The 24,822-nt window shown below is 72.6% G+C and carries 21 protein-coding genes and 2 rRNA genes; 4 read left to right on the top strand and 19 right to left on the bottom strand.

What is annotated here, in order from left to right; translation table 11 throughout:
* Window positions 1-13: 13 nt before the first annotated feature.
* From Q8R60_10025 to Q8R60_10005, 5 genes are read right to left on the bottom strand one after another with little or no spacing between them, the layout of a single operon-like run.
* A complete protein-coding gene (locus Q8R60_10025; protein MDP3712804.1) occupies window positions 14-2,038 on the bottom strand; it encodes a hypothetical protein in 2,025 nt (674 codons plus the stop codon).
* On the bottom strand, window positions 2,035-3,039 hold the full coding sequence (locus Q8R60_10020; GenBank protein MDP3712803.1) for a glycosyltransferase family 4 protein: 1,005 nt from the start codon (window positions 3,037-3,039) through the stop codon (window positions 2,035-2,037). The genes Q8R60_10025 and Q8R60_10020 overlap by 4 nt, the downstream gene beginning before the upstream one ends.
* On the bottom strand, window positions 3,032-4,381 hold the full coding sequence (locus Q8R60_10015) for a lipid II flippase MurJ (protein ID MDP3712802.1): 1,350 nt from the start codon (window positions 4,379-4,381) through the stop codon (window positions 3,032-3,034). The genes Q8R60_10020 and Q8R60_10015 overlap by 8 nt, the downstream gene beginning before the upstream one ends.
* Window positions 4,378-5,109, bottom strand: a complete 732-nt coding sequence (locus tag Q8R60_10010) for a hypothetical protein (GenBank protein MDP3712801.1) — start codon at window positions 5,107-5,109, stop codon at window positions 4,378-4,380. The genes Q8R60_10015 and Q8R60_10010 overlap by 4 nt, the downstream gene beginning before the upstream one ends.
* Window positions 5,109-6,059: a copper transporter gene (locus Q8R60_10005; protein ID MDP3712800.1), complete on the bottom strand. Its 951-nt coding sequence runs from the start codon at window positions 6,057-6,059 to the stop codon at window positions 5,109-5,111. Before Q8R60_10005 ends, Q8R60_10010 begins: the two co-directional genes overlap by 1 nt.
* Window positions 6,060-6,150: 91 nt before the next feature.
* On the opposite strand from Q8R60_10005, the gene Q8R60_10000 reads away from it, so the two are divergent.
* Complete coding sequence (locus tag Q8R60_10000) at window positions 6,151-7,845, top strand: DUF222 domain-containing protein (GenBank protein ID MDP3712799.1); 1,695 nt, start codon at window positions 6,151-6,153, stop codon at window positions 7,843-7,845.
* Between the two features lie 45 nt (window positions 7,846-7,890).
* On the opposite strand, the gene steA is transcribed toward Q8R60_10000, so the two are convergent.
* The 8 genes from steA to Q8R60_09960 form a co-directional block, all read right to left on the bottom strand.
* Window positions 7,891-9,072, bottom strand: coding sequence for a putative cytokinetic ring protein SteA (gene steA, locus Q8R60_09995; protein ID MDP3712798.1), 1,182 nt, complete (start codon window positions 9,070-9,072; stop codon window positions 7,891-7,893).
* A gap of 37 nt (window positions 9,073-9,109) precedes the next feature.
* Window positions 9,110-9,352 carry a hypothetical protein gene (locus Q8R60_09990; protein MDP3712797.1) on the bottom strand — a complete coding sequence of 81 codons (243 nt, stop codon included), beginning with the start codon at window positions 9,350-9,352 and terminating at the stop codon, window positions 9,110-9,112.
* A 260-nt stretch (window positions 9,353-9,612) separates the two neighbouring features.
* Window positions 9,613-10,773, bottom strand: a complete 1,161-nt coding sequence (locus Q8R60_09985) for a GNAT family N-acetyltransferase (GenBank protein ID MDP3712796.1) — start codon at window positions 10,771-10,773, stop codon at window positions 9,613-9,615.
* Window positions 10,770-12,503 (bottom strand): DNA repair protein RecN, encoded by a 1,734-nt coding sequence (gene recN, locus Q8R60_09980; GenBank protein MDP3712795.1) that lies wholly within the window; start codon window positions 12,501-12,503, stop codon window positions 10,770-10,772. The genes Q8R60_09985 and recN overlap by 4 nt, the downstream gene beginning before the upstream one ends.
* Before the next feature lies 1 nt (window position 12,504).
* Window positions 12,505-13,392, bottom strand: coding sequence for an NAD kinase (locus tag Q8R60_09975; protein ID MDP3712794.1), 888 nt, complete (start codon window positions 13,390-13,392; stop codon window positions 12,505-12,507).
* Between the two features lie 13 nt (window positions 13,393-13,405).
* Entirely contained in the window at window positions 13,406-14,203 is a 798-nt protein-coding gene (locus tag Q8R60_09970; GenBank protein ID MDP3712793.1) for a TlyA family RNA methyltransferase, read from the bottom strand.
* Between the two features lie 9 nt (window positions 14,204-14,212).
* Window positions 14,213-14,353, bottom strand: coding sequence for a hypothetical protein (locus Q8R60_09965; GenBank protein ID MDP3712792.1), 141 nt, complete (start codon window positions 14,351-14,353; stop codon window positions 14,213-14,215).
* Entirely contained in the window at window positions 14,350-14,736 is a 387-nt protein-coding gene (locus Q8R60_09960; GenBank protein MDP3712791.1) for a phasin family protein, read from the bottom strand. The genes Q8R60_09965 and Q8R60_09960 overlap by 4 nt, the downstream gene beginning before the upstream one ends.
* A 122-nt stretch (window positions 14,737-14,858) precedes the next feature.
* Between Q8R60_09960 and Q8R60_09955 the strand changes: the two genes are divergently transcribed.
* Entirely contained in the window at window positions 14,859-15,197 is a 339-nt protein-coding gene (locus tag Q8R60_09955; GenBank protein ID MDP3712790.1) for an SCP2 sterol-binding domain-containing protein, read from the top strand.
* Here Q8R60_09955 and Q8R60_09950 read toward each other — a convergent pair.
* Together Q8R60_09950 and Q8R60_09945 are read right to left on the bottom strand one after the other, a co-directional pair.
* Window positions 15,185-16,165, bottom strand: coding sequence for an HAD-IIA family hydrolase (locus tag Q8R60_09950; protein MDP3712789.1), 981 nt, complete (start codon window positions 16,163-16,165; stop codon window positions 15,185-15,187). The two genes, Q8R60_09955 and Q8R60_09950, sit on opposite strands and share 13 nt — an antisense overlap.
* 23 nt (window positions 16,166-16,188) lie before the next feature.
* Window positions 16,189-16,665 carry a tetratricopeptide repeat protein gene (locus Q8R60_09945; protein MDP3712788.1) on the bottom strand — a complete coding sequence of 159 codons (477 nt, stop codon included), beginning with the start codon at window positions 16,663-16,665 and terminating at the stop codon, window positions 16,189-16,191.
* A 71-nt stretch (window positions 16,666-16,736) separates the two neighbouring features.
* On the opposite strand from Q8R60_09945, the gene Q8R60_09940 reads away from it, so the two are divergent.
* Window positions 16,737-18,029: a DUF1015 domain-containing protein gene (locus Q8R60_09940; protein MDP3712787.1), complete on the top strand. Its 1,293-nt coding sequence runs from the start codon at window positions 16,737-16,739 to the stop codon at window positions 18,027-18,029.
* A gap of 21 nt (window positions 18,030-18,050) precedes the next feature.
* Here the strand turns inward: Q8R60_09940 and Q8R60_09935 are convergent, their stop codons facing one another.
* Window positions 18,051-18,398 carry a single-stranded DNA-binding protein gene (locus tag Q8R60_09935; GenBank protein MDP3712786.1) on the bottom strand — a complete coding sequence of 116 codons (348 nt, stop codon included), beginning with the start codon at window positions 18,396-18,398 and terminating at the stop codon, window positions 18,051-18,053.
* A 126-nt stretch (window positions 18,399-18,524) separates the two neighbouring features.
* Between Q8R60_09935 and Q8R60_09930 the strand changes: the two genes are divergently transcribed.
* Window positions 18,525-19,454, top strand: coding sequence for an MBL fold metallo-hydrolase (locus Q8R60_09930; GenBank protein ID MDP3712785.1), 930 nt, complete (start codon window positions 18,525-18,527; stop codon window positions 19,452-19,454).
* Here the strand turns inward: Q8R60_09930 and Q8R60_09925 are convergent.
* From Q8R60_09925 to Q8R60_09915, 3 genes are all read right to left on the bottom strand, one after another.
* Complete coding sequence (locus tag Q8R60_09925) at window positions 19,451-20,611, bottom strand: hypothetical protein (GenBank protein MDP3712784.1); 1,161 nt, start codon at window positions 20,609-20,611, stop codon at window positions 19,451-19,453. The genes Q8R60_09930 and Q8R60_09925 overlap by 4 nt on opposite strands.
* A gap of 879 nt (window positions 20,612-21,490) precedes the next feature.
* A 5S ribosomal RNA gene (rrf, locus tag Q8R60_09920) occupies window positions 21,491-21,607 on the bottom strand.
* 120 nt (window positions 21,608-21,727) lie between these two features.
* A 23S ribosomal RNA gene (locus Q8R60_09915) occupies window positions 21,728-24,822 on the bottom strand; the annotation flags it as partial.

Raw genomic sequence — 24,822 nt, 5'->3', positions numbered from 1 at the left:
ACGGAAGTCCACTCTAACGGTCCGGCACCCCTTCGCGTCGAGGCGCGCCGGACAGCACCACCGCAGCGGTCGCCGGCAGCGCGACGACCAGCGCGAGAGCCGGCACCGCCGCGCCGCTGTCGTTGAGCGCGAAGCCGATCAGGCACGCCACACCGAGCGCGACCAGCCCCGACCGCCACGCCGGGGCGTCGTCGAAAGCCACCCGCAGCGGCGCCGGTGGCCGCACGACGAGGAGCACCACCGCGGCCACGAGCAGCGGCAGCAGCGCGGTCACGGGCGAGTGGAAGAGCAGCCCGAAGACTGCCTCCGCCTTGCGTCGGAGCACCCGCCCGGCCTCGCCGTCGACGACCTGCTGCGCGAAGCGACCGAGGTGGGTCCGCTCGTCGGGCGGGCGCGCGCTGTCCGCGACCGCGAAGGCAGCCACGGTCGCCGCACCCACGACCCCGGCCAGCCCGACCCGCAGCACCGAGACCCGCCGCCCCGCGAGCCGGAGCACGAGCACGGCGTACGCCGGAGCCAGTGCGAGCACGCCTCCGACGTCACTGCCCCACGGTGGCGCGCCATCGACGACCGCGACCAGCCCGCCGACGAGCACCGCCGCGGGTGCCGACCGGGTCGCCGCCACCCCGAGGACGGCGCAGGCCGCGAGCACCCCGAAGGCCACGTTGCCGATCCCGGCGAAGCGACCGGCGACCAGCGGTGAGTAGCCCGCCACCGACGACAGCTGCAGGGTCGCCCCGGTGAGCAGGTCGGCGAGGACCACGGCGGTGCCCGTCAGCAGGACCACGGCCACCGCGGCGAGCCGCCCCCGCAGTCGGCTGACAGGCAGCGCCACGGCCAGCGCCAGCCCCACCGACAGGGCGAGCAGCGAGACCAGCGGTGCACCCGTGCGCCACCAGGGCAGGAGGTTGGCGGCGTACGACGCGACAGGCACCAGTGCGCCGGTCAGCGCGACGACGCGGGCCACCTGTCGCCGGCGCCAGAGTGCTCCGAGCAGCAGGAGCAGCACCCCGAGGTAGACGACGAAGAAGGGCACCCGGACGTCGGCCTCGGTGGTGGCGAGCCGGTCGGTGTCGACCAGCTCGGCGAGGGTCGGCGCGCTGCCGCTGACCCGCATCGGCTGCCCGATGACGTCGTCGGGGACCGCTACTCCGAGCAGCGACAAGACGGTGGGGGCCACGTCGACGAGCTGCACCATCGCGTCGCGCCGGGTCGAGGCCGACCGCAGCGCGCCTGGCGCGAACCCAGGCCCGGAGCCGATGGCCACGTGCAGGTGGGGGTCGTCGTCGGTCGGTGCCTCGCTCACACCGACGACGAGCAGCGCCCCCGTCGGCGGGGTCGCGGCCCGGACCTCCCGGACGAGCGCGTCGGCAGCCGCTGCCGCCGCCCGGCGGGCTGAGCCGTCCGCTCCGACGACCGTCGCCTCCAGCACCGCGAGCCGGCAGCTGCCGAGGCCGCCCTGCGCGCCCGCGGTGGAGCGCAGCGGGATCGGCGCGCCCGGCACCTCGTCGCTGCTGGTGCCGCCGCCGAGGAAGACCGCCCGGCGGCCGTGGGCGGCGAAGGACAGCGGGCCGTTCCAGGTGATGCAGTCGGTGGCGGGCAGGGCCGACCCGAGCAGTCCGACCTGCGCGCCGTCGCGGGTGGCGGCATTGCGACGACGCAGCTCGGGCAGCTCCGCGGCCGTCGGTGCGCTGCCGCACGCGACCCCGAAGGCCTCGGCCCGGTTGCCCGCTCCGAGGGTGAGGAAGCCGTCGGCGGCACAGCTCACCGAGGGGCGCGCCTTCACCGACAGCGAACCGACGGCCGAGCTGCGCGCCAGGGCGTGCAGGGTCGGGGTGACTGTCGGGTCGACGTCGGACCAGCGCAGGCCGGGGACCCCGATGACGGTGACGGACCCGGCCGTCGGACTTGCCGTCGAACCCAGCTGGGGGACGCTCGCGCGGGGGCCGTGTGCGCTGCCGTCGCGGACCGTCAGCCCGACCAGCAGCAGGCCCGTCACCGCCAGTCCTGTAAGCAGCCGCGGGGCGAGGCGCCTCATGGGAGCGCCACGCGGTAGGCCGCGACGACCAGGTCGACCGCGTCGTCGGGCGTCGGCCAGGTCGCGGCGACGACCCGGGCCCGCTCCCCCAGCGCAGTCGCGGCCGCTGGGTCGTCGAGCAGCCGGCGCACGGCGGCACCGAGCGCGTCGGCGTCACCCGGCGCGACGAGCACCGCCCCGTCACCGACGAGGTCCGGGACGCCCCCGACCGCGGTCGCGACGAGCGGGCGCCCGGCCCGCATCGCCTCCTGCGCGGTGAGCGAGCGGGCCTCCCACACCGACGGCAGCACGACGACGTCGGCTGCGGCGAGCAGGTCTGCGACGTCGTCGCGGTGACCGAGCCAGCGCACCTCCGGCGCCTGCATCTCGAGCGACCCGCGCAGCGGTCCGTCACCCGCGACCGCGACGACCGCGTCGCCGAGCAGCGGCAGCGCACGGAGCAGGACGTCGTAGCCCTTCTGCGGGTGGAGCCGGCCGATCGCGAGGACCAGCGGGTGGCCGAGCCCGGGGTCGCGCCCGGTCGCGACGCGGTCAGGGGCCGACACCGGCGCGACCCGCACGTCGCGGGCCCCGAGCTCCCGGGCGCGGTCGGCGAGGTCTGCCGAGGCCGCCAGGGTCACCCTTGCGCGACGGGCGACGAGCCGCTCGAGCAGCGCGCCGACCGGGCTACCGGTCAGCTGCGCGTTGTGCCAGGTCACGACCGACCCGCGCGGCACCAGGGCACCGGCCCGCAGCCCGTGGGCGTGCACGACGTCGTGGTCGCGGGCGAGCGCCCGCAGCCGGCGCAGGACGGCGAGGTCCGACGGCGCGGGCCGCGACCCGATCTCCACCGCGACGTGGCGGTCGAACCCGAAGGCCGCCTGCGTCGACGACGGGCACGCGACCGTGACGGTCGCACCCCGCGCGGACAACCCGGCGGCCAGCGACCGGACGTGCTCGCCCACTCCCCCGGTGGAGGTCGCGAGCACGAGCAGCACCCGCGTGCCCGCGAGGTCAGCCACGGCGGGCCTGCCGGAGCAGCGACCCGAGCACGACGGCGCCGAGGGTGAGGCCGGCGCTGCTCGCGAGCCCGAGCGCGACGGCGGTGGACAGGTCGCTGAGCCGCGCCAGCAGGACCGACCCGAGGGCGACCGCGAGCCAGCCGCTCGCGGTGCCGGCAGCCGCCGACCGGCTCCGGCCGTCGGCGAGCAGCGCCCGCCCGAGGACCGCCGCGGCCCCGTGGCCGACCAGCCCCGGCGCGAAGGCGCGGATCGCGTCGCGCAGCGCGTCGCTGTCGTCGAGCCCGGGCGCACCCGACAGCAGCAGCAGCGCGGCGACCGGTCCGGCGAGGACCAGCAGCGCGACGGCACCGAGCGCCGACAGTCCGACGGCCGCGCGCAGGGAGCTGCGCACGACCTCGGCGTACGCCGTGCCCTCCTGCGTGGCGGCCTCCGACATCCGGGGGAAGGCCGACGTCGCGACCGGAACCGCGAGGACTGCCCAGGGCAGCAGGAAGACCGCGACCGCGAGGGAGTAGACGACCACGGTGCCCTCGGCGCCGTCAGCGGCGAGGCGCAGCGCGACGAGCAGGCTGACCTGCTGGGCGAGCAGCGAGGCGACGCCGGAGCCGGCCAGGCCGCGGGCCCGGGCCGCGACCCCCGGCGGGAAGGACAGCGAGGGGCGTAGGCGGACGCCGGTGGTGCGCAGCGGGACGGCGACGGTCGCGGCGAGCGCGAGCACCCCCGCGGTGGTGCCGCCGGCGAGCAGCAGCACCTGGCCGTCGGTGAGGTCGGCGGGCGAGGCCTGCGGGCCGGTGCCGGCGTAGAGCAGAAAGGTGGTGATGACGACGAGGCTCGAGACGAGCGGGGCGAGGGCGGCAGCGAGGAAGCGGCGGTGCGCCTGCAGGACGCCGATGAGCACGACGGCAACGCCGTAGAGGACAACCTGCGGGGCGAAGACCCGCAGCATCCGGGCACCGACGTCGACCGAGCCCGCGCCGGTCGCGTCGTCGCCGAGCAGCCCGCGCACGAGCAGCGGCGCCGCGAGTGCGCACCCCAGCGCGACGGGCAGCAGGACCGCGAGGGTCCACGACAGCAGCGCCGACACGGTGCGGTCGACGGTCGCGCGGTCGCCGGCCGCGACGGCCCCGGCGACGAGCGGCACCGCGACGGCGGCAAGGGCGCCCCCGGCTGCGACCTCGAAGAGCACGTTGGGCAGCGCGTTGACGGCGGTGTAGGTGTCGCCGACGTCGGACGCACCGACGGTCTGCGCCAGGACCGCGGTCCGGCCGAAGCCGACGACCCGCGCCGCGACCGTGACGACCGCGATGCCCGCGGCCGCACCCAGCAGCGTCTGGGTCCTCACGGCAGCCGACCGAGCCGGTCGACCCATCGCAGAGCCGGCGTGCGGTCGATGACGGCCGAGAACGACACCCGCTCGCTGGCCAACGTCAGCCCGACCAGCACGGCCAGCACGGCCGCCCGCCCCCCTGTCGACGGGACGCGCCGGAGCAGCCCGACACCGAGGACCGCCCCCACGGCGTTGGCACCGGTGTCTCCGAGCATCGTCCGCTCGCGCAGGTCCTCGGGCAGCAGCGCGAGCGACGCCCCGACCACCTGCGGCTGGCCGAGCAGCGCACCGCCGAGGGCCGCGACCTTCAGCGCCCGGCCAGGGCGCAGGTCGAGCAGGTTCAGCAGGTTGGCGGTGCCGGCGACGACGGCGCCACCGATGAGGACGTCTGCAGGAGTACGCCGGGGAAGGCCCGCGGCCGCCAGCACGCCCACTGCCCCGAGGCCGGCAACCTTGACCGCACCGGCGGTGACGCGGCCCTCACGCAGCGCGGCGGCATGGCCGCGCAGTCCCTTGGCGGAGCGCTCGGACTCGCGGTGCCCGGCGACGTCGTCGTAGAGCCCCAGGGCGCCCGCGCCGACACCGGCGACCAGCTCTGCGGGGGCGGCCGGGGAGGCCAGGGCGAGGGCCGGTCCGGCGAGCAGCGACAGCGGCGTACCCCTGTGGTTGGTCCTGTCCCACGAGGTCACGGCGGCCAGGCCGTGCCGGAGCGCGGCGGCCAGCGCGGCCCCCCGCAGCAGCATCAGCTCGGTGCGGGCGTCGGCACGACCGGCTGGGCGCCGGGCCCGCTGCCGTAGCGGCCGGACACGCCGCGCAGCTCGTCGGCGAGCGCCCGCACGGTGAGGACCTGCCCGAGGGCGCGGTCGACGCTGTCGACTCCCGAGACCTCCTCGGACAGCGCCGCGTCCTTGCGCAGCACCTCGAGGACACCGGCCTCGCGACTGGCGTCGAGCGGTCCGGCGACGACCACGCCCCGCGAGCGGGCGTCGAGGGCCTTGGCGACGGCGAGGACCGAGCGCAGGCGGACCTGCTCGGCCTCCGTCGGCGGCTGCTCGCCGGCGGCGGGCACCAGGACGACGGCGAGGGTCGCGCGGCGGGCGGCGCCCTGCTCGCGGTCGAGGTCGACGAGGTCCTCGCCGGCGAAGCCGCCGAGCACCGTCTCCGCTGCGGCCTCGGAGATGCCGGTGTCGGAGGGCTCCCGGACGAGCGCCTCGGCGAGGACCACGGCGGCCCGGTCTACCGGCTCACCCGCGGGCAGCTCGGTCGCCGGGGGGCGGACCCGCGTCGACAGGTCGTCGAGCTCCTGGCCGCGGGTGCCGTCGAGCAGCGCGGGCTGCAGCCGCAGCCGTCCGATCACGGTCGCGCCGGCCTGCTCCAACAGTGGCGCGAGCTCGCCCGCGAGCTCCGAGGGCGCTCCGGGCGCCGTGACCAGGAGGACCGTCTCGCCCTGCAGGGTGCCGGCGACGAGGTCCGCCGCGACCGAGCTGACGAAGGCGTCGGCGTCGCTGACGTCGGACTGCAGGGTGCGCGTCGTGGACTCGAGGTTGCGCTTGTCGCTGGTGAGGCTCGAGATGGAGCTCTTGAGGTTGTCGAGCACCTGGTCGTTGAGCTGCGTCGTGCCGACGACGATGCCGAGCGCCAGCGCCATGAAGATCGCGATGGTGCTGACGAGGTGGTACCGGAAGTCGATCACTGCGCCAACCAGGTTCCCGCTGTCACGACCACGAGACGACCGTAGCGAACGGCCATCAAGAACTGTCGGAGGTCGGTCCTACCTTGCAGCGATGGGGACTGCTCTTGCGACGTTGTCGGATGCCGAGCTGGCTGCGGAGATCACGACCTGGGCGGGTCGGATCGCAGCGGGCGAGGCTCGACTACTGACCCTGATCGGGGAGTACGACGACCGCGGTGCGTGGTCGGGTCCGGGCATGCTGTCGTGCGCGCACTGGCTGTCCTGGAAGCTCGGGATGGGCCCGGTCGCGGCCCGCGAACGGGTCCGGGTCGCCCGGCTGTTGCGGGAGCTGCCGCTGACGTCGGCCGCCTTCAGCGAGGGCCGACTGTCGTGGACTCAGGTCCGGGCGCTGACCCGCTGTGCGACCGCCGAGACCGAGGAGGTCCTGCTCGCGGTGGCGCGCTCGTGCACCGGCGCGCAGATCGAGAAGGTCGCGCGTGGCCTCGCCCGGGCCGCGGCCGCCGCCATGGAAGCGGTCGACCCCGTCGCGGCGGAGCAGCGGCTGCGGTCGCGGTTCCGCTACGACGACGACGGCACGATGGTCGTGACCCTCCGCGTCCCGGCCGGCGCGGCACCGGTCGTGCGAGCCGGCCTCGACCGTGTCCTCGCCGAGCTGCAAGCCGAGCGCGACCAGCACGCCGACGCCCTCGCCGCAGAGCTCGGCGAGGGCCTCGACCTCCCCCCGACCCGCGACCCGAACGAGAAGGACGTCACCGTCGACGCTTCCGCGGAAGCGCCGGTGTCGGCCGCGGGCGCTTCCGCGGAAGCGTCCCTGAGGTCCAGCGAGGCAGTCGACGCCGACCCTCCCGAGCCGCTCTCGCCACCCCCGCCAGGCGCGGTCCGGATCGGACAGGGCTCTTTCGCGCACGTCGTCGCTCCCGCCCTCGCGATCACGCCGGCCGGCGCCGCAGACGCTTCCGCGGAAGCGCCCGCACCGGTCTCCCGACAGGACCGGGAGAAGGCCGAGGAACAGGCCCGACGCCGCGCGACCGCCCAGTGGAACAACCAGAAGACCCTCGACGCGAGCGTGCGCGCCCAGGCCGTCCACGACCAGATCGCGATCGGGAAGGCGTCCTACGGCGACGCCCTGATCCGACTGTGCACCCGCGCCCTCGACACCCCCCACAGCACACCCGTGCCCAAGGACACGCTCACCCTGCACGTCGACCCCCTCAGCGGCTGGGCCCGCACCCACGACGGTGAGCTCCTCCCGCCCCAGACGCTCCCCCGACCCCGCACCAGCGCCAGCTCACGCAAGGCGGTCGTCGAGGTCAACGGACAGCTGCTCCTGCCACCCGAGATCACCCGCACCGACCTCACCGTCCACGACCGCGGACGCCAGGACCGGCTCGTCACCGGCCCCCTACGCCGCGCCCTCGGCACCCTCGACGGCGAACGCTGCCGCTTCCCCGGCTGCCCCCGCAACACCAAGCTCCACGCCCACCACGTCATCTACTGGACCCACGGCGGCCGCACCGACCTCGACAACCTCGTCCTGCTCTGCCACCGCCACCACACCCTCGTCCACACCGAAGGCTTCCAGCTCGTCCTCAGCCCCGACCGGACCCTCACCGTCCGCACCCGAGACGACATCCCCGTCCCCCACCACTCCAGCCCCGCCTGGGGCAACCCCCACCAACTCGACCCCACCCTCGACATCGACGAGCACCGCCTCCCACCCCAGTGGCACGGCGAACCCCTCGACCTCAGCTACGTCACCATGGTCCTGCTGGAACACGCCGCCTGACGACGACCTCCCAGCAACTCGAATGGGCGCGGCTCGGCTGCCGCGTCAGAACAGGCCGGAGACCCAGAACAGCACGTCGCGGACCTGGTCCTCGATCAGCTGCCCATAGGCCTCGCCCGCCGGCGAGACCCGCACCGCCGCGCCCATCGCGACCAGCGTCGCGAGCACGAGCAGGAGCAGCTGCCAGGTCGAGATCCGCGAGCGGTAGAGCCGCGACACGCCCTTCGCGTCGACGAGCTTGCCGCCGACCCGCAGCCGGGTGAGGAACGTCGAGGCCATCCCCTGCCGCCCCTTGTCGAGGAACTCGACCAGCGTCGCGTGCGTGCCCACCGCGACGATCAGCGTCGCGCCCTTCTCGTCGGCGAGCAGCAGTGCGACGTCCTCCGAGGTGCCGGCCGCGGGGAAGACGACGGCTTCGACGCCGAGGTCCTGCACGCGCGCGAGACCGGGTGCGCGCCCGTCGGCGTAGGCGTGGACCACGATCTCCGCGCCGCAGGTGAGGGCCTTGTCGGAGACCGAGTCCATGTCGCCGACGACGAGGTCCGGCGTCAGACCGGCCTCCAGCAGCGCATCGGCGCCGCCGTCGACGCCGAGCAGGATCGGGCGGTACTCCCGGATGTAGGACCGCAGGACCGCGAGGTCCTCGCGGTAGTCGTAGCCGCGCACGACGACCAGGACGTGGCGACCTTCCAGCTTGGTCCGGATCACGGGTACGCCGATGCCGTCCAGCAGGAGCGCCCGCTCCTTGAGGAGGTACTCCATGGTGTTGGCGGCGAAGGCCTCGAGCTGCGTGTGCAGCCCGGCCCGCGCCTCGGCCATCGCGGCCCCGATGGAGTCCTCGTCCTGCAGGGACCCGGTCGCGACGACGTCCTCGCCGACGTAGAGCCGGTCGCCGTCGAGACGCACCGTGTCGCCCTCGTCGACCGCCGAGAAGATGTCCTCCCCCACCGCGTCGAGCAGCGGGATGCCCGCGGTCAGCAAGATCTCCGGGCCGAGGTTGGGGTAGCGCCCGCTCGTGCTCGGCGCAGCGTTGACGACGGCGGCGACCTTGCACGCGACCAGCGCGTCGGCGCTGACCCGGTCGATGTCGACGTGGTCGATGACGGCGATGTCGCCCGGCCGCAGCCGGCCGGTGAGCCGCTTGGTGCGGCGGTCCAGCCGCGCGGTCCCCGTGAGGCCCGGCAGGCGCTCGGCCTGTCGGCGGCGCCGTCCTGCTGCCAGCCTCACCCGGCCGAGTCTGCCAGAGCGGCTGCCCCAGGTCCGGTCAGCCGCGCTGGTCGGCCAGCCACGCCTGCAGGTCGCGCAGCCCGCGCTGGGCCTCCTCGGCGACGGCTCGCGGCGACGGGACCAGCGGAGCGAGGCCCACCGGCGGCTGATCGGCGCGCGGCAAGGGCGGCCGGACCACGTGCGGCGCGATGCCCGGGCGCGCAAGGACCACGGCCGCGGCAAGCCAGCAGACGTAGAGCGTTCCCAGTGCGATAGCCAGGACGAACAGCAGAGCGATCACGACACACCCTCCTCCGCATCCTCATCGGCACGAGGTCGCCTCTCGTGAAGCCCCGGACGGGCCGCGCGACGACCACGGGCCTCACCCCGCCGACATCGTGTCGCCACCACGGCGGCAGCACGGCGGCAGCAACATCAACAGCACATCCGCACGGGCGGTGGCCCCGCGCTGAGCGTGCCGGCGCGTGCAGATGTGCTGTCGATCATCGAGATCAGCGAGGTTGGACTTTGACATCCAACGCAAGGGCGTCGGGCCACGCCTCAGAAGTAGTCGAGGACCCGCGGCCGCGGCCCCGCGAAGGCCGCGTCGAGCGTCGGCATCGGCCGGTCCAGCAGCCCCGTGCGCAGCAGCAGGCCGGTGTCGGCCGCGCCGGCGTAGAGCAGGGCGAGGCCGCGCACGTGCAGCAGCGGCAGGTCGACGCTGCGCGGCGTCCGCTCGAGCTCCCCGCGGCCGTCGGCGACGACGAGCCGCCACGCCCCGTCGTGCCCCGGCACGTCGGGGTCGACCAGCGCGAAGGACGCGTCGACGGTGGCGGCGGGCGCGAAGCCGCGGGCCCCGATCGCGGCCTCCGCGTCGACGATGCGCAGCATCCACGGCTGCACCCGCTGCGGCGGCGGCACCTGCCCGGGCAGCTCGAGGGCGAGCTCCTCGGTCGGGCCGCGCCAGCGCACCGACGGGGCCACCGAGTCCCACGACCCGAGCGAGCGCAGCAGCGCGGCACCAGCCTCACCTGAGCGGGCCACGACCTCGTGCACGGTGACGACCGCGTCGGCGCCGTAGCCCCTGCCGCGGTCGTAGGCGGCGTAGCCCAGCGGCACCCCGTCGTCGTCCTCGGCGAGCGCGACCACGTCGTGCGACAGCACACCGGAGGGACCGGCCTGCCCCTCACGGGTGAGCAGCCCCGCGGAGGTCTCGCCGTACCAGCGGTAGAGCTCCTGCACCGCGGCGACGTCGTCCTCCCCGGCGGTGCGCACGTGGACCCCGACCGGGTCGCCCGCGTCGCGCAGCAGCGCGGTCGGCAGCAGCGTGTGGTCGAGCGAGCCGACGACCTCCCAGCCGAGCGGCCGGTAGAGCCCGACAGCGGTCGGGAAGAGCACGCTGACCGCCTGCCCGGCCTCGAGCATCTGCGGCAGCAGGCTGCGCAGGAGCCGGCGGGCCATGCCGCGGCCGCGGCCGTCGGGGTGCACCGCGACACCGGCGACCCCGCCCATCGGGACCATCCGCCCGCCCCACCACTGGGACAGGGAGCGGACCGAGGCGCTGGCGAGCAGCCCGCCGGTGCCGTCCTCGATGCCGTAGGTGACCTCACCCGGGTGAGCCGCCGGCGTCGGCGCCGCGGGGTCACCCCCGAAGGCCAGCCGGCTGAGCGCCCACACGGCGTCCCGGTGCCGGTCGTCGAGCCGGACGATGTCGCGGTTCACCGCTCCCCCTTCTCCTGCGCGGCCGCGGCGAGGAGCTCCTCGGCGTGACCACGCGCCATCCCGCTGTCGTGCCCGGCGAGCATCCGCGACAGCTCCTGCACGCGCTCGCTGTCGTCGAGCGCGACGACCCCCGAGCGCGTCACGGTGCCGTCGTCGCGCTTGACGACGTGCAGGTGCCGGTCGGCGAAGGCCGCGACCTGCGGCAGGTGCGTCACGACGACCACCTGGTGGTCGCGGGCGAGCCGTGCGAGCCGCCGCCCGACCTCGACCGCCGCCCGACCACCGACCCCGGCGTCGACCTCGTCGAAGACCATCACCGGCACCGGGTCGGAGCCCGCGAAGACGACCTCGACCGCGAGCATCACCCGCGAGAGCTCACCCCCGGACGCGCCCTTCTGCAGTGCCCGCGCCGGCGCGCCGGGGTGCGGCACGAGCAGCAGCTCCACCTCGTCGACGCCCTCCGGCCCCGCCGCCAGCACCAGGTCGCCGACCGGCAGGCCGTCAACCGCCTCGCGCTGCGTCACCGCTGCGCTCACCTCGGCGTGCGGCATCGCGAGCTCGCTCAGCTCCGCGCTCACCGCAGCCCCGAAGCGCAGCGCCGCGGAGACGCGTGCCTGCGACAGCGCCTCGGCGAGCACCCCGAGCGACGCCTCGAGCGCGGTGTCCTCGGCCTCCAGCGCCGCGATCCGGTCGTCGGCGCCGTCGAGCTCGAGCAGCCGCTCGCTCGCCGACGCGGCCCAGGCCAGCACGCCTATGAGGTCCTCGCTCGCATGCCGGCGCACCAGGGCCGTCAGCACCGCGAGCCGGTCCTGCGCGGACGCGAGCCGCAGCGGGTCGACATCGACCGACGAGGAGTACGACGCCAGCTCCCCCGCAGCGTCCGCGACCGCGTGGGCGGTCTCCCCCAGGCGCTCCGCGAGCGCGGCCAGCGCCGGGTCGTGGGACGCAGCGGCCTCCAGCGCCTTGCGGGCAGCGGTCAGCAGCCCGAGCGCGTCCGGGGCGTCGAGGTCGTCGCCCGTCAGCGCCTCTCGCGCGGTGCTCGCCGCGGTCCGGAGGTCGTCGGCGTGGGCGAGCCGCTCGACCTCGACGCGCAGCGCGGCGTCCTCGCCGTCGAGCGGTGACGCGGCCTCGACCTCGGCGAGCCCGAGCCGCAGCAGCTCGGCCTCGCGCAACCGCTCCGCCGCGGCCGCGCGCAGCTCCGCGAGGGTCCCGCGCACGTCGCGCCAGCGCACCCACTCGGCCCGGAAGCGGTCACGCAGGTCCAGCACCGGCGGCCCGGCATAGCGGTCGAGCGCCTGGCGCTGCTGGGCCGGCTTGAGCAGCCGCTGCTGGTCGCTCTGCCCGTGGACCGCGAGCAGCGACTCGCTCAGCTCCGCAAGCACCCCGACCGGCACGCTGCGCCCGCCGACGTGAGCGCGCGAGCGACCGTCGGCCGACACGGTGCGGCTCAGCAGCAGGACGCCCTCGTCGAGCTCCGCGCCCGCGTCGAGCGCCCGGTCGACCGCGGGGTGGCCCGGGTCGAGGACGAGCCGGCCCTCGACGACGGCCCGGTCGGCCCCGGGCCGAACCCGCCCGCCCTCACCGCGGCCACCGAAGAGCAGCGCGAGCCCCTGCACGACCATCGTCTTGCCGGCGCCGGTCTCGCCGGTCACGACGGTCAGGCCGGGCGCGAGCTCCAGGACGGCCTCGTCGATGACGCCGAGCCCCGAGATGCGGATCTCCTCGAGCACGTCAGTCCCGCCCCCGCCAGCCCTCGACGGGCAAGGCGAACTTCTCGACCAGAGTGTCGGTGAACGCCCGCTCCCGGGTGCGCGCCAGCAGCACGGGGATGTCCCCTCGGCGTACCTCGACCCGCGCACCGTGCGGCAGCTCCCGCGAGCGCCGCCCGTCGCAGGTCACCACGGCCGAGCACCCGCTGGGCAGGACCTCGAGAGCGACGACCGACGAGGGCGACACGACGAGCGGCCGGGCGAACAGCGCGTGCGCGCTCACGGGTACGACGAGGGTGGCCTCCACCGCGGGCCACACCACGGGGCCACCGGCCGAGAACGCGTAGGCCGTCGAGCCGGTCGGCGTGGCGGCGACGACGCCGTCGCAGCCCCAGCGCGACAGCGGTCGGCCGTCGACCTCCACGACGAGCTCGAGCATCCGCTCGCGGGCCGCCTTCTCCACGGCCGCCTCGTTGAGGGCCCAGCCGCTGTCGACCCGCTCCCCGTCCACGACCACGTCGATGCCGAGCGTCATCCGCTCCTCGACCTCGTAGGCCCGGTCGAGCACCTGCTCGACCGTCGCCTCGAGGTCGGAGTGCTCGGCCTCGGCGAGGAAGCCGACCCGCCCGAGGTTGACGCCGAGCAGCGGCACTCCCCCGCCGCGCGCGAGCTCCGCGGCCCGCAGGATCGTGCCGTCGCCGCCGAGCACCAGCACCAGCTCCGCGCCGGTCGCGCACCCGGCCTCGTCGCGGACGACAACGCCCTCGGTCTTGAGGTCGTCGGACTCCTCGGCGAGGACGCGCACCTCGACGCCAGCCTCCAGCAGCCGCGACACGACGAGACGGGCAGCGTCGACCGTCGCCGGTCGCCCCGTGTGGGCGAGCAGCAGCACCGATCGGCGGTCCGTCATGGCGACCACCCTGTCACGCAGGTCCGGCCGCGACGGCGTTGTCCACCGCGGTGTCGAGCTCGACCTCTGGGAGCGGGTCGGCACCGACGGTCAGCCACAGGAAGTACTCCACGTTGCCCGACGGCCCCGGCAGCGGCGACGCGACGACACCGCGCACCCCGAGCCCGAGCTCCTGGGCCTGCCCGGCGACCCGCCGCACGGTCTCCACACGCAGCGCATGGTCGCGCACCACTCCTCCCGACGGGAGCCGCTCGCGCCCGACCTCGAACTGCGGCTTGACCATCGGCAGCAGGTCTGCGCCGGCCGCGCAGCACCCCGCGAGCGCCGGCAGCACGAGCCCGAGCGGGATGAACGACAGGTCGGCGACGACGAGGTCGACCGGCTCGGCGAGCTCGAGCGCCCGCACGTTGGTGCGGTCCATCACGGTCACGCGTTCGTCGGTCTGCAGCGCCCACGCGAGCTGGCCGTAGCCGACGTCGGCCGCCACCACGTGCGCCGCCCCGCGGCGCAGCAGCACCTGGGTGAAGCCGCCCGTCGACGCGCCGGCGTCCAGCGCCCGACGACCCTCGACACCTACGCCGAAGGCGTCCAGCGCGCCGAGCAGCTTGTGGGCGCCCCGTGACACCCAGGTCTCACCCTGCTCGGCGTCGACGAGCAGCGGGGTCGCGGCCTCGACCGCGGTCGCCGGCTTGGTCGCGACCGTGCCGGCGACGCGGACCAGCCCGTCGGCGATGAGCGCGCTCGCGTGCTCGCGACTGCGCGCCAGCCCGCGACGGACCAGCTCGGCGTCGAGCCGCGCGCGACGGGCCAGCCGGGGCTCCTAGGCCCGGTTGTTCTCGTCGAGCGCGGCGAGGGCGTCCTGGAGCTGGCGGTGCACGCCGTCGAAGACCGCGACGTGCTCGGCCACGGGCAGCTCCTCGAGCCGCTCCAGCAGGGCGACGGCCTGCTCCGCGGCGCTCACGCGCCGGTCTTCTTCGCCGGCGCCTTCTTCGCAGCAGCCTTCTTCGCGGGCGCCTTCGGGGCAGCCGCCTTGGCAGCGGGAGCCTTCGGGCCCGACAGCTGCGCCTCGAGGGCCTTCACCTTGGCCTTGAGCGCCTCGACCTCGTCCTGAGTGGCGAGGCCGACGCGGCCGAGCGCCTTGTCGACCTCGAAGCGCACCAGCGCGGTGACGGCCTCGCGGTTCTGCTTGCTCTGCTGCAGCAGGTCCTCGGCGAGCTCCTGGACCTGACTGGCGGTGGCCTCGCCCTGGGCGACGAGCTGCTTGGCGGCCGTGACGGCCCGCTGCTTGGTCAGCTCGGTGACGCCGTTGGCCAGCGCCAGGTAGCTCTTGAGTGCGTCGCGCACGGTTCCTCCGGATGGGGACGGGCTCGGGTCGGACGGGCTTGCGCACGGACGGCCCCGGCGCCCGACGACGCTACCGCGCTCGGCGCTACGGTTGCGGCAGCCGGAGGACCCAGGAGCAGCGCGTGGCGACGATCGACGAGGTGTGGGCGACCGTGCACGCCCTCGTCGCGCGCCTCGACGCCCTCGACCCGGACCTGCGCGCGAAGTACGTCATCGAGCGCTCCGTCTCCTGCAAGGTCTACGACCTCGACGTCGTCTTCGTCGGCCGGCTGTGCGAGGAGGGCCTGCGCGACGTCCACACCGAGACCGCCGACCGGGCGCAGGTGCGCCTGTCCTGCGGCTCGGACGACCTCATCTCCCTCGCCGAGGGCCGCCTCTCCGTGCCGACGGCCTTCGCCACCGGCAAGCTGCGGGTGCAGGCCGGGCCGCTCGACCTGCTCCGGCTGCGTCAGCTCATCTGATCGGCGCGCGCCCACGCCGCGGCGCAGGCCGCCCGCAGCTCCGGGACCCCCGCGCCCTCGGACACCTTCCCGTCGTACGCCGCGAAGGCCGTCCCGCAGCGGGCGCCCCCGTCGACGAGCTCGACCGGTGGGTGGGCCTCGAGCAGTCCGCGCAGGTCGGCCGCCACGAAGGCGGGGCGGCTGCCCGCGGGGGCGGCAAGCAGCGCCTCGAGGGTGCAGACGCCGGTGAGGACGAGCAGGCTGTCGGCACCCGCGCCGACAGCGCCGAGCACGTCGGTGTCGAGCCGGTCGCCGATGACCAGCGGCCGCCGGGCACTGACCCGCTCGACCGCCTCGGCGTGCAGCGCGGGGCCGGGCTTACCCGCGACCACCGGCTCCCGACCCGTCGCTGTCACGAGCGCGGCGACCAGCGCACCGCAACCCGGGAGCGGCCCCCGGGGTGACGGGAAGGTCGTGTCGGTGTTGGCCGCGACCCACAGCGCGCCGGCCCGGATCGCGACCGCGGCCTCGGCCAGCTGCAGCCAGCCGACGTCGAAGGACAGCCCCTGGACCACCGCCCGCACGCCCGGGCCTGCCTCCCGCACCGGTGCGTAGCCGCCGTCGGCGACCGCCGCGGCAAGGTCGTCGGAGCCGATGACGAGCACCTCGCTGCCCGGGTCGACCTGCTCGTGGAGCAGCCGCACCGACGCCTGGGCGCTCGTCACCACGTCGTGCTCGACGGCCGACACACCCACGCTGGCGAGCAGCGCGGCGACCACTGCGGGGCTGCGCGAGGCGTTGTTGGTGACGTAGGCCGGGCGCAGCCCGAGCTCCGTCGCCGATGCCAGTGAGGCGGCGGCGTGCGGGATCGGCTCGGTGGCGAGGTAGAGCACGCCGTCGAGGTCGTAGAGCCCCGCGTCGTAGCCGGCCGCGAGCGGCCCCTCGCAGCTCGCGAGCCCGTCACCGACCAGGACCTGCCCGACCGGCACCTGCCTGACCGGCCCTCGGCCGATCAGCGCTTGGCGGCGGTCAGCGCCGCCTTCGCGCCGCGCAGCGCCTGGGCGTAGTAGGTGATGTCGGGGCGCATCGCGGCAGCCAGCGCGAGGTGCTCCACGGCGGCCGGTAGGTCACCGAGCTTGGTGGCGGCCAGGCCGAGGCCGAACTGCGCGTAGTCGTCAGCGGGGTTCACCGAGATGATCCACTCGAAGTTCTCGCGGGCCTCGGGGTACATCCCGACGTCGAACTGCGCGCGCGCCAGCGCCTCGCGGACCTGCCGCGACTCCGGCTCGGCCTGCGCGGTGTGGGTGAGGATCTGGATCGCGGCGTTGACGTCGCCGTTCTCGAGCAGGTCGAGGCCGCGCGCGTACCAGTCCCAGATCTCGCCCTGGGGCACGACGTCCGGAGGCGGCGGCGGGAGATCGGCGTAAGGCCGGGGCTTCTCCTCGTCGGGTGCACGGGGGTCGTACCGGGGGTCGTACCTGTCGGACACGCGTGCTCCTCCTCGTGGATCCCTGGCCCGGCTGGCGCGGCCTCGCGAGCCGCCGCCCTAGCATCGGCGGGGTGACCGCCGCTGCTCCCTCCCCTGCCCGTCCTTCCGGTCTCGTCCTGTCGCCCTTCCGGGCCCTGCGCTTCGACCCTGCCGCCGCCGGTCCGCTCAGCGGGCTGACCTCCCCGCCCTACGACGTCATCGACGACGCGGGCGTGGCGGCGCTCGAGGAGCTGTCCGACCACAACGTGGTGCGCCTCATCCTTCCACGCGGCGACGCCGACGGGGAGCAGTCGCGCTACCGCCGCGCCGCGGACCTGCTCCGCGGGTGGCGCAGCACCGGCGCCCTCGCCCCCGACGACGTGCCGGCGCTCTACGTCTACGAGCAGGCCGGCGAGGGACACGCGCAGCGCGGGCTGCTCGGGGCGCTGGCGCTCAGCCCGCCGGAGGACGAGATCGTGCTGCCGCACGAGAACACCATGTCCGGCACCGTCAGCGACCGGCTCGCGCTCTACACCGCGGTCGAGGCCGACCTCGAGCCCATCTTCCTCGTGTACGACGGGGGCGGGGCCGCCTCCGACGCGGTCCGGACCGCTGATGCCCGCGAGCCGCTGGTCGACGTCGTGCTCCCCGACGGCCTGCGTCACCGGCTCTGGGCGGTCACCGACCCCACCGAACTCGCCGCGATCGCCGCCGACCTGCACCCGCGCACGGCCCTCATCGCCGACGGCCACCACCGCTACGCCACCTACCTGCAGCGCCAGGCGGCCCACGGCGGCGCGCCCGGCCCCTGGGACCACGGGCTCACCTTCCTCGTCGACGCCACGTCCTTCGGGCCCGAGGTCCACCCGATCCACCGGGTCGTCCCCGGTGTCGAGGCCGCCGAGCTCGCCGGGCGGGCGCGCGACGGCATGACGGTCCATGACCTCGACGACGACGACCTCGAGGGCGCGCTCGCCGCGCTCACGAAGGCCGGCGAGGCGGGCCCGGCCTTCCTGCTGGTCTCCGGCGACGGCGGCACGGTCCGGCTGCTGACCGACCCGGACACCGGAAAGCTCGACACGGCGCTCGGCGACGAGCGCTCCGTCGCCTGGAAGGCGCTGGACGTGTCGGTGCTGCACGGCTTCGTCGTACCCCTGCTCTGGGGCCTGTCCGACACCGTCGAGACGGTCGGCTACGCGCACGCCGTCGACGAGGCGCTGGCCGAGGCGGCCCGCACCGGCGGCACCGCCGTGCTGCTGAACCCGACCCCGGTCGAGGCGGTCGCGGCGGTCGCGCGCGGCGGCGAGCGGATGCCCCGCAAGTCCACGCTGTTCACTCCCAAGCCCCGCACCGGGCTGGTCCTGCGCGACCACCGCGACGCCTGACCGCACCCGCAGCCGCACCCGCTAGGAGGCGCGCTCCAGCCGCTTGAGCCCACCGAGCTCCACCTCGCACCGGCTCGCCGCCCCTGTGGGTGAGCGCCAGAAGCGCCGGCGCAGCGCCCCCTCGACGGCGACGACGTCGCCGGCCTGCAGCGCACGGGCGCTGCGCTGCACCCGCCCGGTCCAGGCGACGCAGTCCAGCGTGTCGGTCGTCGCCGGCCGGACCCCCTCGGGCAGCGGCCGGGTCGGCGGCGGGCGGTCCACCACCAGGCGGAACGTCGTCAGCACGTCCCCGCTCGGCAGCTCCCGGTCCTCCGGGTCCGCGCTCACCCTGCCGACCAGCACCACCTCGTTGCGTGACTGCGTGTGCACCGCTCCTCCTCCTGTCCGCGACCCGCTCCGGGGCCTGTCGCTCCGGGGATAGGGTGCGACGGAAGGCGGCCTCGTGGGGCCGCCCGCGACCGATCTGTGGACGGCCGCCGCGAGCCGGGAGGGCCTGTGGACGACCGCACGCGTGAGCTCGGGTCCGACGTGCACCTCATCGACACCGCGATGGGCGGCTACGACGGGATCACCGCCGCCTACCTCGTCCGCTCCTCGCGTCCCGCGCTCGTCGAGACGGGGGCGGCGACCTCTGCCGCGCTCGTCGTCGCTGAGCTGGCCGCGCTCGGGATCGGCCCGGAGGACCTCGCGACGATCGTCGTCACCCACATCCACCTCGACCACGCCGGCGGCGTGGGCGACCTCGCGGCCGCCTTCCCGCGCGCCGAGGTCGTCGTGCACGAGCGCGGCGCCCGCCACCTCGTCGCCCCCGAGCGGCTGTTGTCCTCGGCCAAGCGCGTCTACGGCGAGGAGCTGTTCGCCCGGGTCTTCGGCGACCTGCTCGCGACCCCCGCGGAGCGGGTCCGCGCGCTCGGCGACACCGGCGAGGTCGACCTCGGCGACGGTCGTCGCCTCACGACCCACTGGTCCCCCGGGCACGCCTCCCACCACGTCGGCCTGCTCGACTCCGAGACCGGCGATCTCTACGTCGGTGACGCCGCCGGTGTCTACGTCCCCGAGGCCGACCTGCTCCGCCCCGCCACGCCACCCCCCGACTTCGACCTACCGGTCGCGCTGGCCTCGCTGGAGCTGTTCGCCTCGCTGGCTCCGACCCGACTGCTGTTCAGCCACTTCGGGCCGGTCACGGCCGTCGGCGACGCCCTCGAGCGCTCCGCTGAGGAGCTGCGCCTGTGGGTCGAGCTGGCCCGCGAGACGCGCGTGCTCGAGCTCGATCACGCCGTCGCCGCGGTCCGGGCCCGCACCCACGAGCGCTACGCCGCCCTGCGTGCCGACCCCGACCTCGCCGCCCGACAGGACGCCCTCAACAGTGATGCCGCCAACCTCAGCGGCATCAGGCGCTGGCTCGACCAGGTCGAGCCCGTCTAGAACAGCGTCGTGCTGCCACCCGGCTCGCCACTCGTCCGCGGTGCAGGCTCGACGTGGGTGAACACCGCAGCAGGTACGCCGGAAGCGCGCTCCCGCGCCGGTGCCGCCTCATCCTGCGCCGAGTCTCCGCTGCTCGACCCGTCCGCCGCATCGTCGGGGTCCGTCACCTCATCGTCGCCTGCGTCAGCCGCGTCGGCTGTGTCCTCGCGAGCGTCCTGACCCGACCCGGACGCCTCACCCGCGCTGGTGTCCGCTTCCGACCCTGCGGGATCGTCCGAGTCCTCACCGTGCACCTCGAGCGCCTCGGCCGGTGCAGGGCCTCCTCCAACGGCCGTCGGCTCTGCGCCCTGGCTGGCTGTCATCGCTGCGGCGAAGCCAGCCATCACGTCCTCGGCGTCGGGGGTGATCCAGGCGTCCGGCCCCTCGTCGTCGTCACCGTCGTAGGCGTCTTCGAAGACGATGCCGTCGAGCGCCATGAGCCGCTCCTGCGCGTCGGTCTCACCGGCCTCGTCGACGTCCGCAGCCTTCTGGAACCACTCGCGCGCGTCGTCCTCGCGCCCGGCCTCGAGCAGCGCATCGGCGTAGGCGTACCAGAGGCGAGACGCCCACGGCCGCGCACCGGTGGTGCGCTGGGCAGGGTCCTTGAGCACGAGCACAGCCGCGTCGTACTGCCGCAGGTCGCGCCGGGCACCCGACACGACGATGACGAGCTCGACCCGCTGCGCGTTGGTGAGCTGAGCGACCTCTCGGTCGTCGGCGTACTTCAACGCCCGGTCCTGCCGGCCCAGCGCCCGCTCGCAGTCGGCCATGACAGCCAGGTGCTCGGGCGAGCCGGTCATCCGACGCGCGGCGCGCAGCTCGGACAGAGCATCGGACCACTCCCCCGCCGCGTAGGCAGCGAGGCCGGCGGCTTCCCGCACCACGCCGACACGCCCGGCCAGCGCCACGGCGGCCCGAGCATGAGTGAGCGCGCGGTCGGGGTCCTGGTCGAGCAGCTGGCCGGTCACGATGAGGTGCTGCGCGACGAGGTCGGCGGTCTCCTTCGACAGCGACCGCAGCTCACGTCGCACGTCGGCGTCGAGCATGCGCGGGTCGATGCCCTCGGGCAGCGCTACCCGAGCCTGCTTGCGGCGCTCCTCGCGACGGGGGTCGTACACCCGGTTCTCGAGCTCGACCCGCTTCGCGGCCTGCTCCGGTGACAGCCTGCGCTGCCCCGCCGCCGGCGGGCCAGTCCGAGCGGGCCGATCACCGTACGGACGCGACGGCCGGTCACCCGACGGTCGTGCCGGACGATCCGAGCGCTCACCGGCGGGACGCGCAGGACGATCCTCGTACGACCGCGCCTGACGATCCGTGCGCTCACTCGCGGGACGCGCAGGCCGATCCGAGCGCTCGCCGGACGGTCGTGCCGGACGATCCGAGCGCTCACCCGCGGGACGCGCCGGACGATCCCCGTACGGACGAGCCGGACGCTCGCCGGCCGGACGATCCCCGTACGGACGAGCCGGACGAGCCGGACGATCCGGACGCTCACCCGCGGGACGCGCCGGACGATCCCCGTACGGACGAGCCGAACGCTCGCCGGCCGGACGAGCCGGACGATCCGAACGCTCACCCGCGGGACGCGCCGGACGATCCCCGTACGGACGCGACGGACGATCCGCACCCGACCGCTCACCAGTGGGACGGGCCGGACGATCCTCGGCCGTGCGCTCCTGGTACGCGCGAGCTGCCGGGCTCTGTCCAGACCGGTTGCCCGTGCTCGGACGCGCCGGGCGTTGCGCGCCGGCGCGTCCCGTGGACGACCCACCGCTACTGCGACCGGCACCGCCCGACGTGCCGCCGGAGGGCTTGCCTGCCCCGCCGGCGCGTGCGGCACCCGCCGGACGCGACGGCCGCCCCTGGCCAGCACTACCGCCGCTACCGCCGCTCGTCGCCTTGCGTTGGTCTGCCACGGTGGTGCTCCTCTATGAAGAAAATTGTGTTGGAAATGCGACAAGGGCCGCCCACGAATGGGCGGCCCTTGTCGAAAGTATGTCCGGCGGCGTCCTACTCTCCCACACAGTCTCCCGTGCAGTACCATCGGCGCTGAAAGGCTTAGCTTCCGGGTTCGGAATGGAACCGGGCGTTTCCCTTTCGCCATGGCCGCCGAAACTCTATGGAGATGTCGGTGGTGCTCATTCTTCCCGTGGTGCGGGATGAATGGCTCCCGACCGTATCTCGGGAACCGCACAGTGGACGCGTTGTCTCTCACGAAGAGAGAGCAGCAGTTTGTGGTCAAGCCCTCGGCCTATTAGTACAGGTCAGCTGCACGCATTACTGCGCTTCCACTTCCTGCCTATCAACCCGATGGTCTAGTCGGGGGCCTTACCTGGTTGACCCAGTGGGAGATCTCATCTTGAAGCGAGCTTCCCGCTTAGATGCTTTCAGCGGTTATCCCTGCCGAACGTAGCTAAACAGCGGTGCTCTTGGCAGAACAACTGTCACACCAGAGGTTCGTCCGTCCCGGTCCTCTCGTACTAGGGACAGCTCTTCTCAAATCTCCTGCGCGCGCGGCGGATAGGGACCGAACTGTCTCACGACGTTCTAAACCCAGCTCGCGTGCCACTTTAATGGGCGAACAGCCCAACCCTTGGGACCTACTCCAGCCCCAGGATGTGACGAGCCGACATCGAGGTGCCAAACCTTGCCGTCGATATGGACTCTTGGGCAAGATCAGCCTGTTATCCCCGGGGTACCTTTTATCCGTTGAGCGACACCGCTTCCACAAGCCAGTGCCGGATCACTAGTCCCGACTTTCGTCCCTGCTCGACATGTCTGTCTCACAGTCAAGCTCCCTTGTGCACTTGCACTCGACACCTGATTGCCAACCAGGCTGAGGGAACCTTTGGGCGCCTCCGTTACATTTTGGGAGGCAACCGCCCCAGTTAAACTACCCACCTGACACTGTCCCTGATCCGGATCACGGACCGAGGTTAGACATCCAATTCGACCAGAGTGGTATTTCAACGTTGACTCCACCTGAACTGGCGTCCAAGCTTCACCGTCTCCCACCTATCCTACACAAGCCGAACCGAACACCAATATCAAGCTATAGTAAAGGTCCCGGGGTCTTTCCGTCCTGCCGCGCGTAACGAGCATCTTTACTCGTAGTGCAATTTCGCCGAGCCTATGGTTGAGACAGTCGAGAAGTCGTTACGCCATTCGTGCAGGTCGGAACTTACCCGACAAGGAATTTCGCTACCTTAGGATGGTTATAGTTACCACCGCCGTTTACTGGGGCTTAAATTCTCAGCTTCGCCTTGCGGCTAACCGTTCCTCTTAACCTTCCAGCACCGGGCAGGCGTCAGTCCGTATACATCCAATTGCTTGTTCGCACGGACCTGTGTTTTTAGTAAACAGTCGCTTCCCACTGGTCTCTGCGGCCACCACACCCTTTCCGGAGTAAATCCCTTCACGAATCCGGCCCCCCTTCTCCCGAAGTTACGGGGGCATTTTGCCGAGTTCCTTAACCACGATTCTCTCGATCTCCTTGGTATTCTCTACCTACCCACCTGAGTCGGTTTGGGGTACGGGCGGCTAGAACCTCGCGTCGATGCTTTTCTTGGCAGCATAGGATCACTGATTTCCCCCGTGAGGGGTACGCATCGGATCTCAGGCTATGTGAGAGACGGATTTGCCTATCTCTCGCCCTACGTCCTTACACCGGGACAACCATCGCCCGGTACGGCTACCTTCCTGCGTCACACCTGTTAATACGCTAACCGCACCAGAATGGGGTCGAGCGTTAGGCCGGCTGCTTCACCCCGAAGGGATCCATCTACCGGATTAGGACTCTTAGCACTACTGGATTAGTTTGGGCGGTTCTTCGCCGGTACGGGAATATCAACCCGTTGTCCATCGACTACGCCTGTCGGCCTCGCCTTAGGTCCCGACTTACCCAGGGAAGATTAGCTTGACCCTGGAACCCTTGGGTTTTCGGAGGACATGTTTCTCACATGTCTTTCGCTACTCATGCCTGCATTCTCACTCGTGTGGCGTCCACGGCTGGGTTACCCCGCCGCTTCACTCGCCACACGACGCTCTCCTACCGATCCGCATGGCTGGACCACGAAGGCCTACCAAATATGCGAATCCTACGACTTCGGCGGTGTGCTTGAGCCCCGTTACATTGTCGGCGCGGAATCACTTGACCAGTGAGCTATTACGCACTCTTTCAAGGGTGGCTGCTTCTAAGCCAACCTCCTGGTTGTCTCTGCAACTCCACATCCTTTCCCACTTAGCACACGCTTAGGGGCCTTAGTCGGTAGTCTGGGTTGTTTCCCTCTCGACGATGAAGCTTATCCCCCACCGTCTCACTGCTGCGCTCTCACTTACCGGCATTCGGAGTTTGGCTGACGTCAGTAACCTTGTAGGGCCCATCGGCCATCCAGTAGCTCTACCTCCGGCAAGAAACACGCAACGCTGCACCTAAATGCATTTCGGAGAGAACCAGCTATCACGAAGTTTGATTGGCCTTTCACCCCTATCCACAGGTCATCCCCTCAGTTTTCAACCTAAGTGGGTTCGGTCCTCCACGCGGTCTTACCCGCGCTTCAACCTGCCCATGGATAGATCACTTCGCTTCGGGTCTTGAGCGTGCCACTCAGTCGCCCTATTCAGACTCGCTTTCGCTACGGCTACCCCACACGGGTTAACCTCGCAACACAACGCAAACTCGCAGGCTCATTCTTCAAAAGGCACGCTGTCACAGGTATAAATACCCGCTCCAACGGATTGTAGGCACATGGTTTCAGGTACTATTTCACTCCCCGCCAGGGGTACTTTTCACCTTTCCCTCACGGTACTTGTCCGCTATCGGTCACCAAGGAGTATTTAGGCTTAACGGGTGGTCCCGCCAGATTCACACGGAATTTCAGGGGTTCCGTGTTACTTGGGGTGACGCTTCAGAGTCATTGACTTACGTGTACGGGGGTATCACCCTCTACGCCGGGACTTTCCAGTCCTCTTCGACTTCATCAATGATTTTTTACTCTGTGTTGGATCGGCAGACCCAACTAAACGGCCCCACAACCCTCAAACAGCAACGCCTGCCGGCTATCACACTGCTTGAGTTTGGCCTCTTCCGATTTCGCTCGCCACTACTCTCGGAATCACTTTTGTTTTCTCTTCCTATGGGTACTGAGATGTTTCACTTCCCCACGTTCCCTCCACACACCCTATTTCATTCAGGCGCGGGTAACTGGACATGACTCCAGCCAGGTTTCCCCATTCGGACACCCCCGGATCACAGCTCGGTTGCCAACTCCCCAGGGCTTATCGCAGGCTCCAACGTCCTTCATCGGCTCTTGATGCCAAGGCATCCACC

The sequence above is a fragment of the Mycobacteriales bacterium genome, assembly GCA_030697205.1.
GTDB lineage: Bacteria > Actinomycetota > Actinomycetes > Mycobacteriales > SCTD01 > JAUYQP01.
This window is presented reverse-complemented; position numbering and strand designations above follow the sequence as displayed.

Coding starts and splice junctions, on each gene's coding strand:
- Q8R60_10025 (MDP3712804.1), bottom strand. CDS start 2,038: ATGAGGCGCCTCGCCCCGCGGCTGCTTACAGGACTGGCGGTGACGGGC.
- Q8R60_10010 (MDP3712801.1), bottom strand. CDS start 5,109: ATGCTGCTGCGGGGGGCCGCGCTGGCCGCCGCGCTCCGGCACGGCCTG.
- Q8R60_10000 (MDP3712799.1), top strand. CDS start 6,151: ATGGGGACTGCTCTTGCGACGTTGTCGGATGCCGAGCTGGCTGCGGAG.
- Q8R60_09975 (MDP3712794.1), bottom strand. CDS start 13,392: ATGACGGACCGCCGATCGGTGCTGCTGCTCGCCCACACGGGGCGACCG.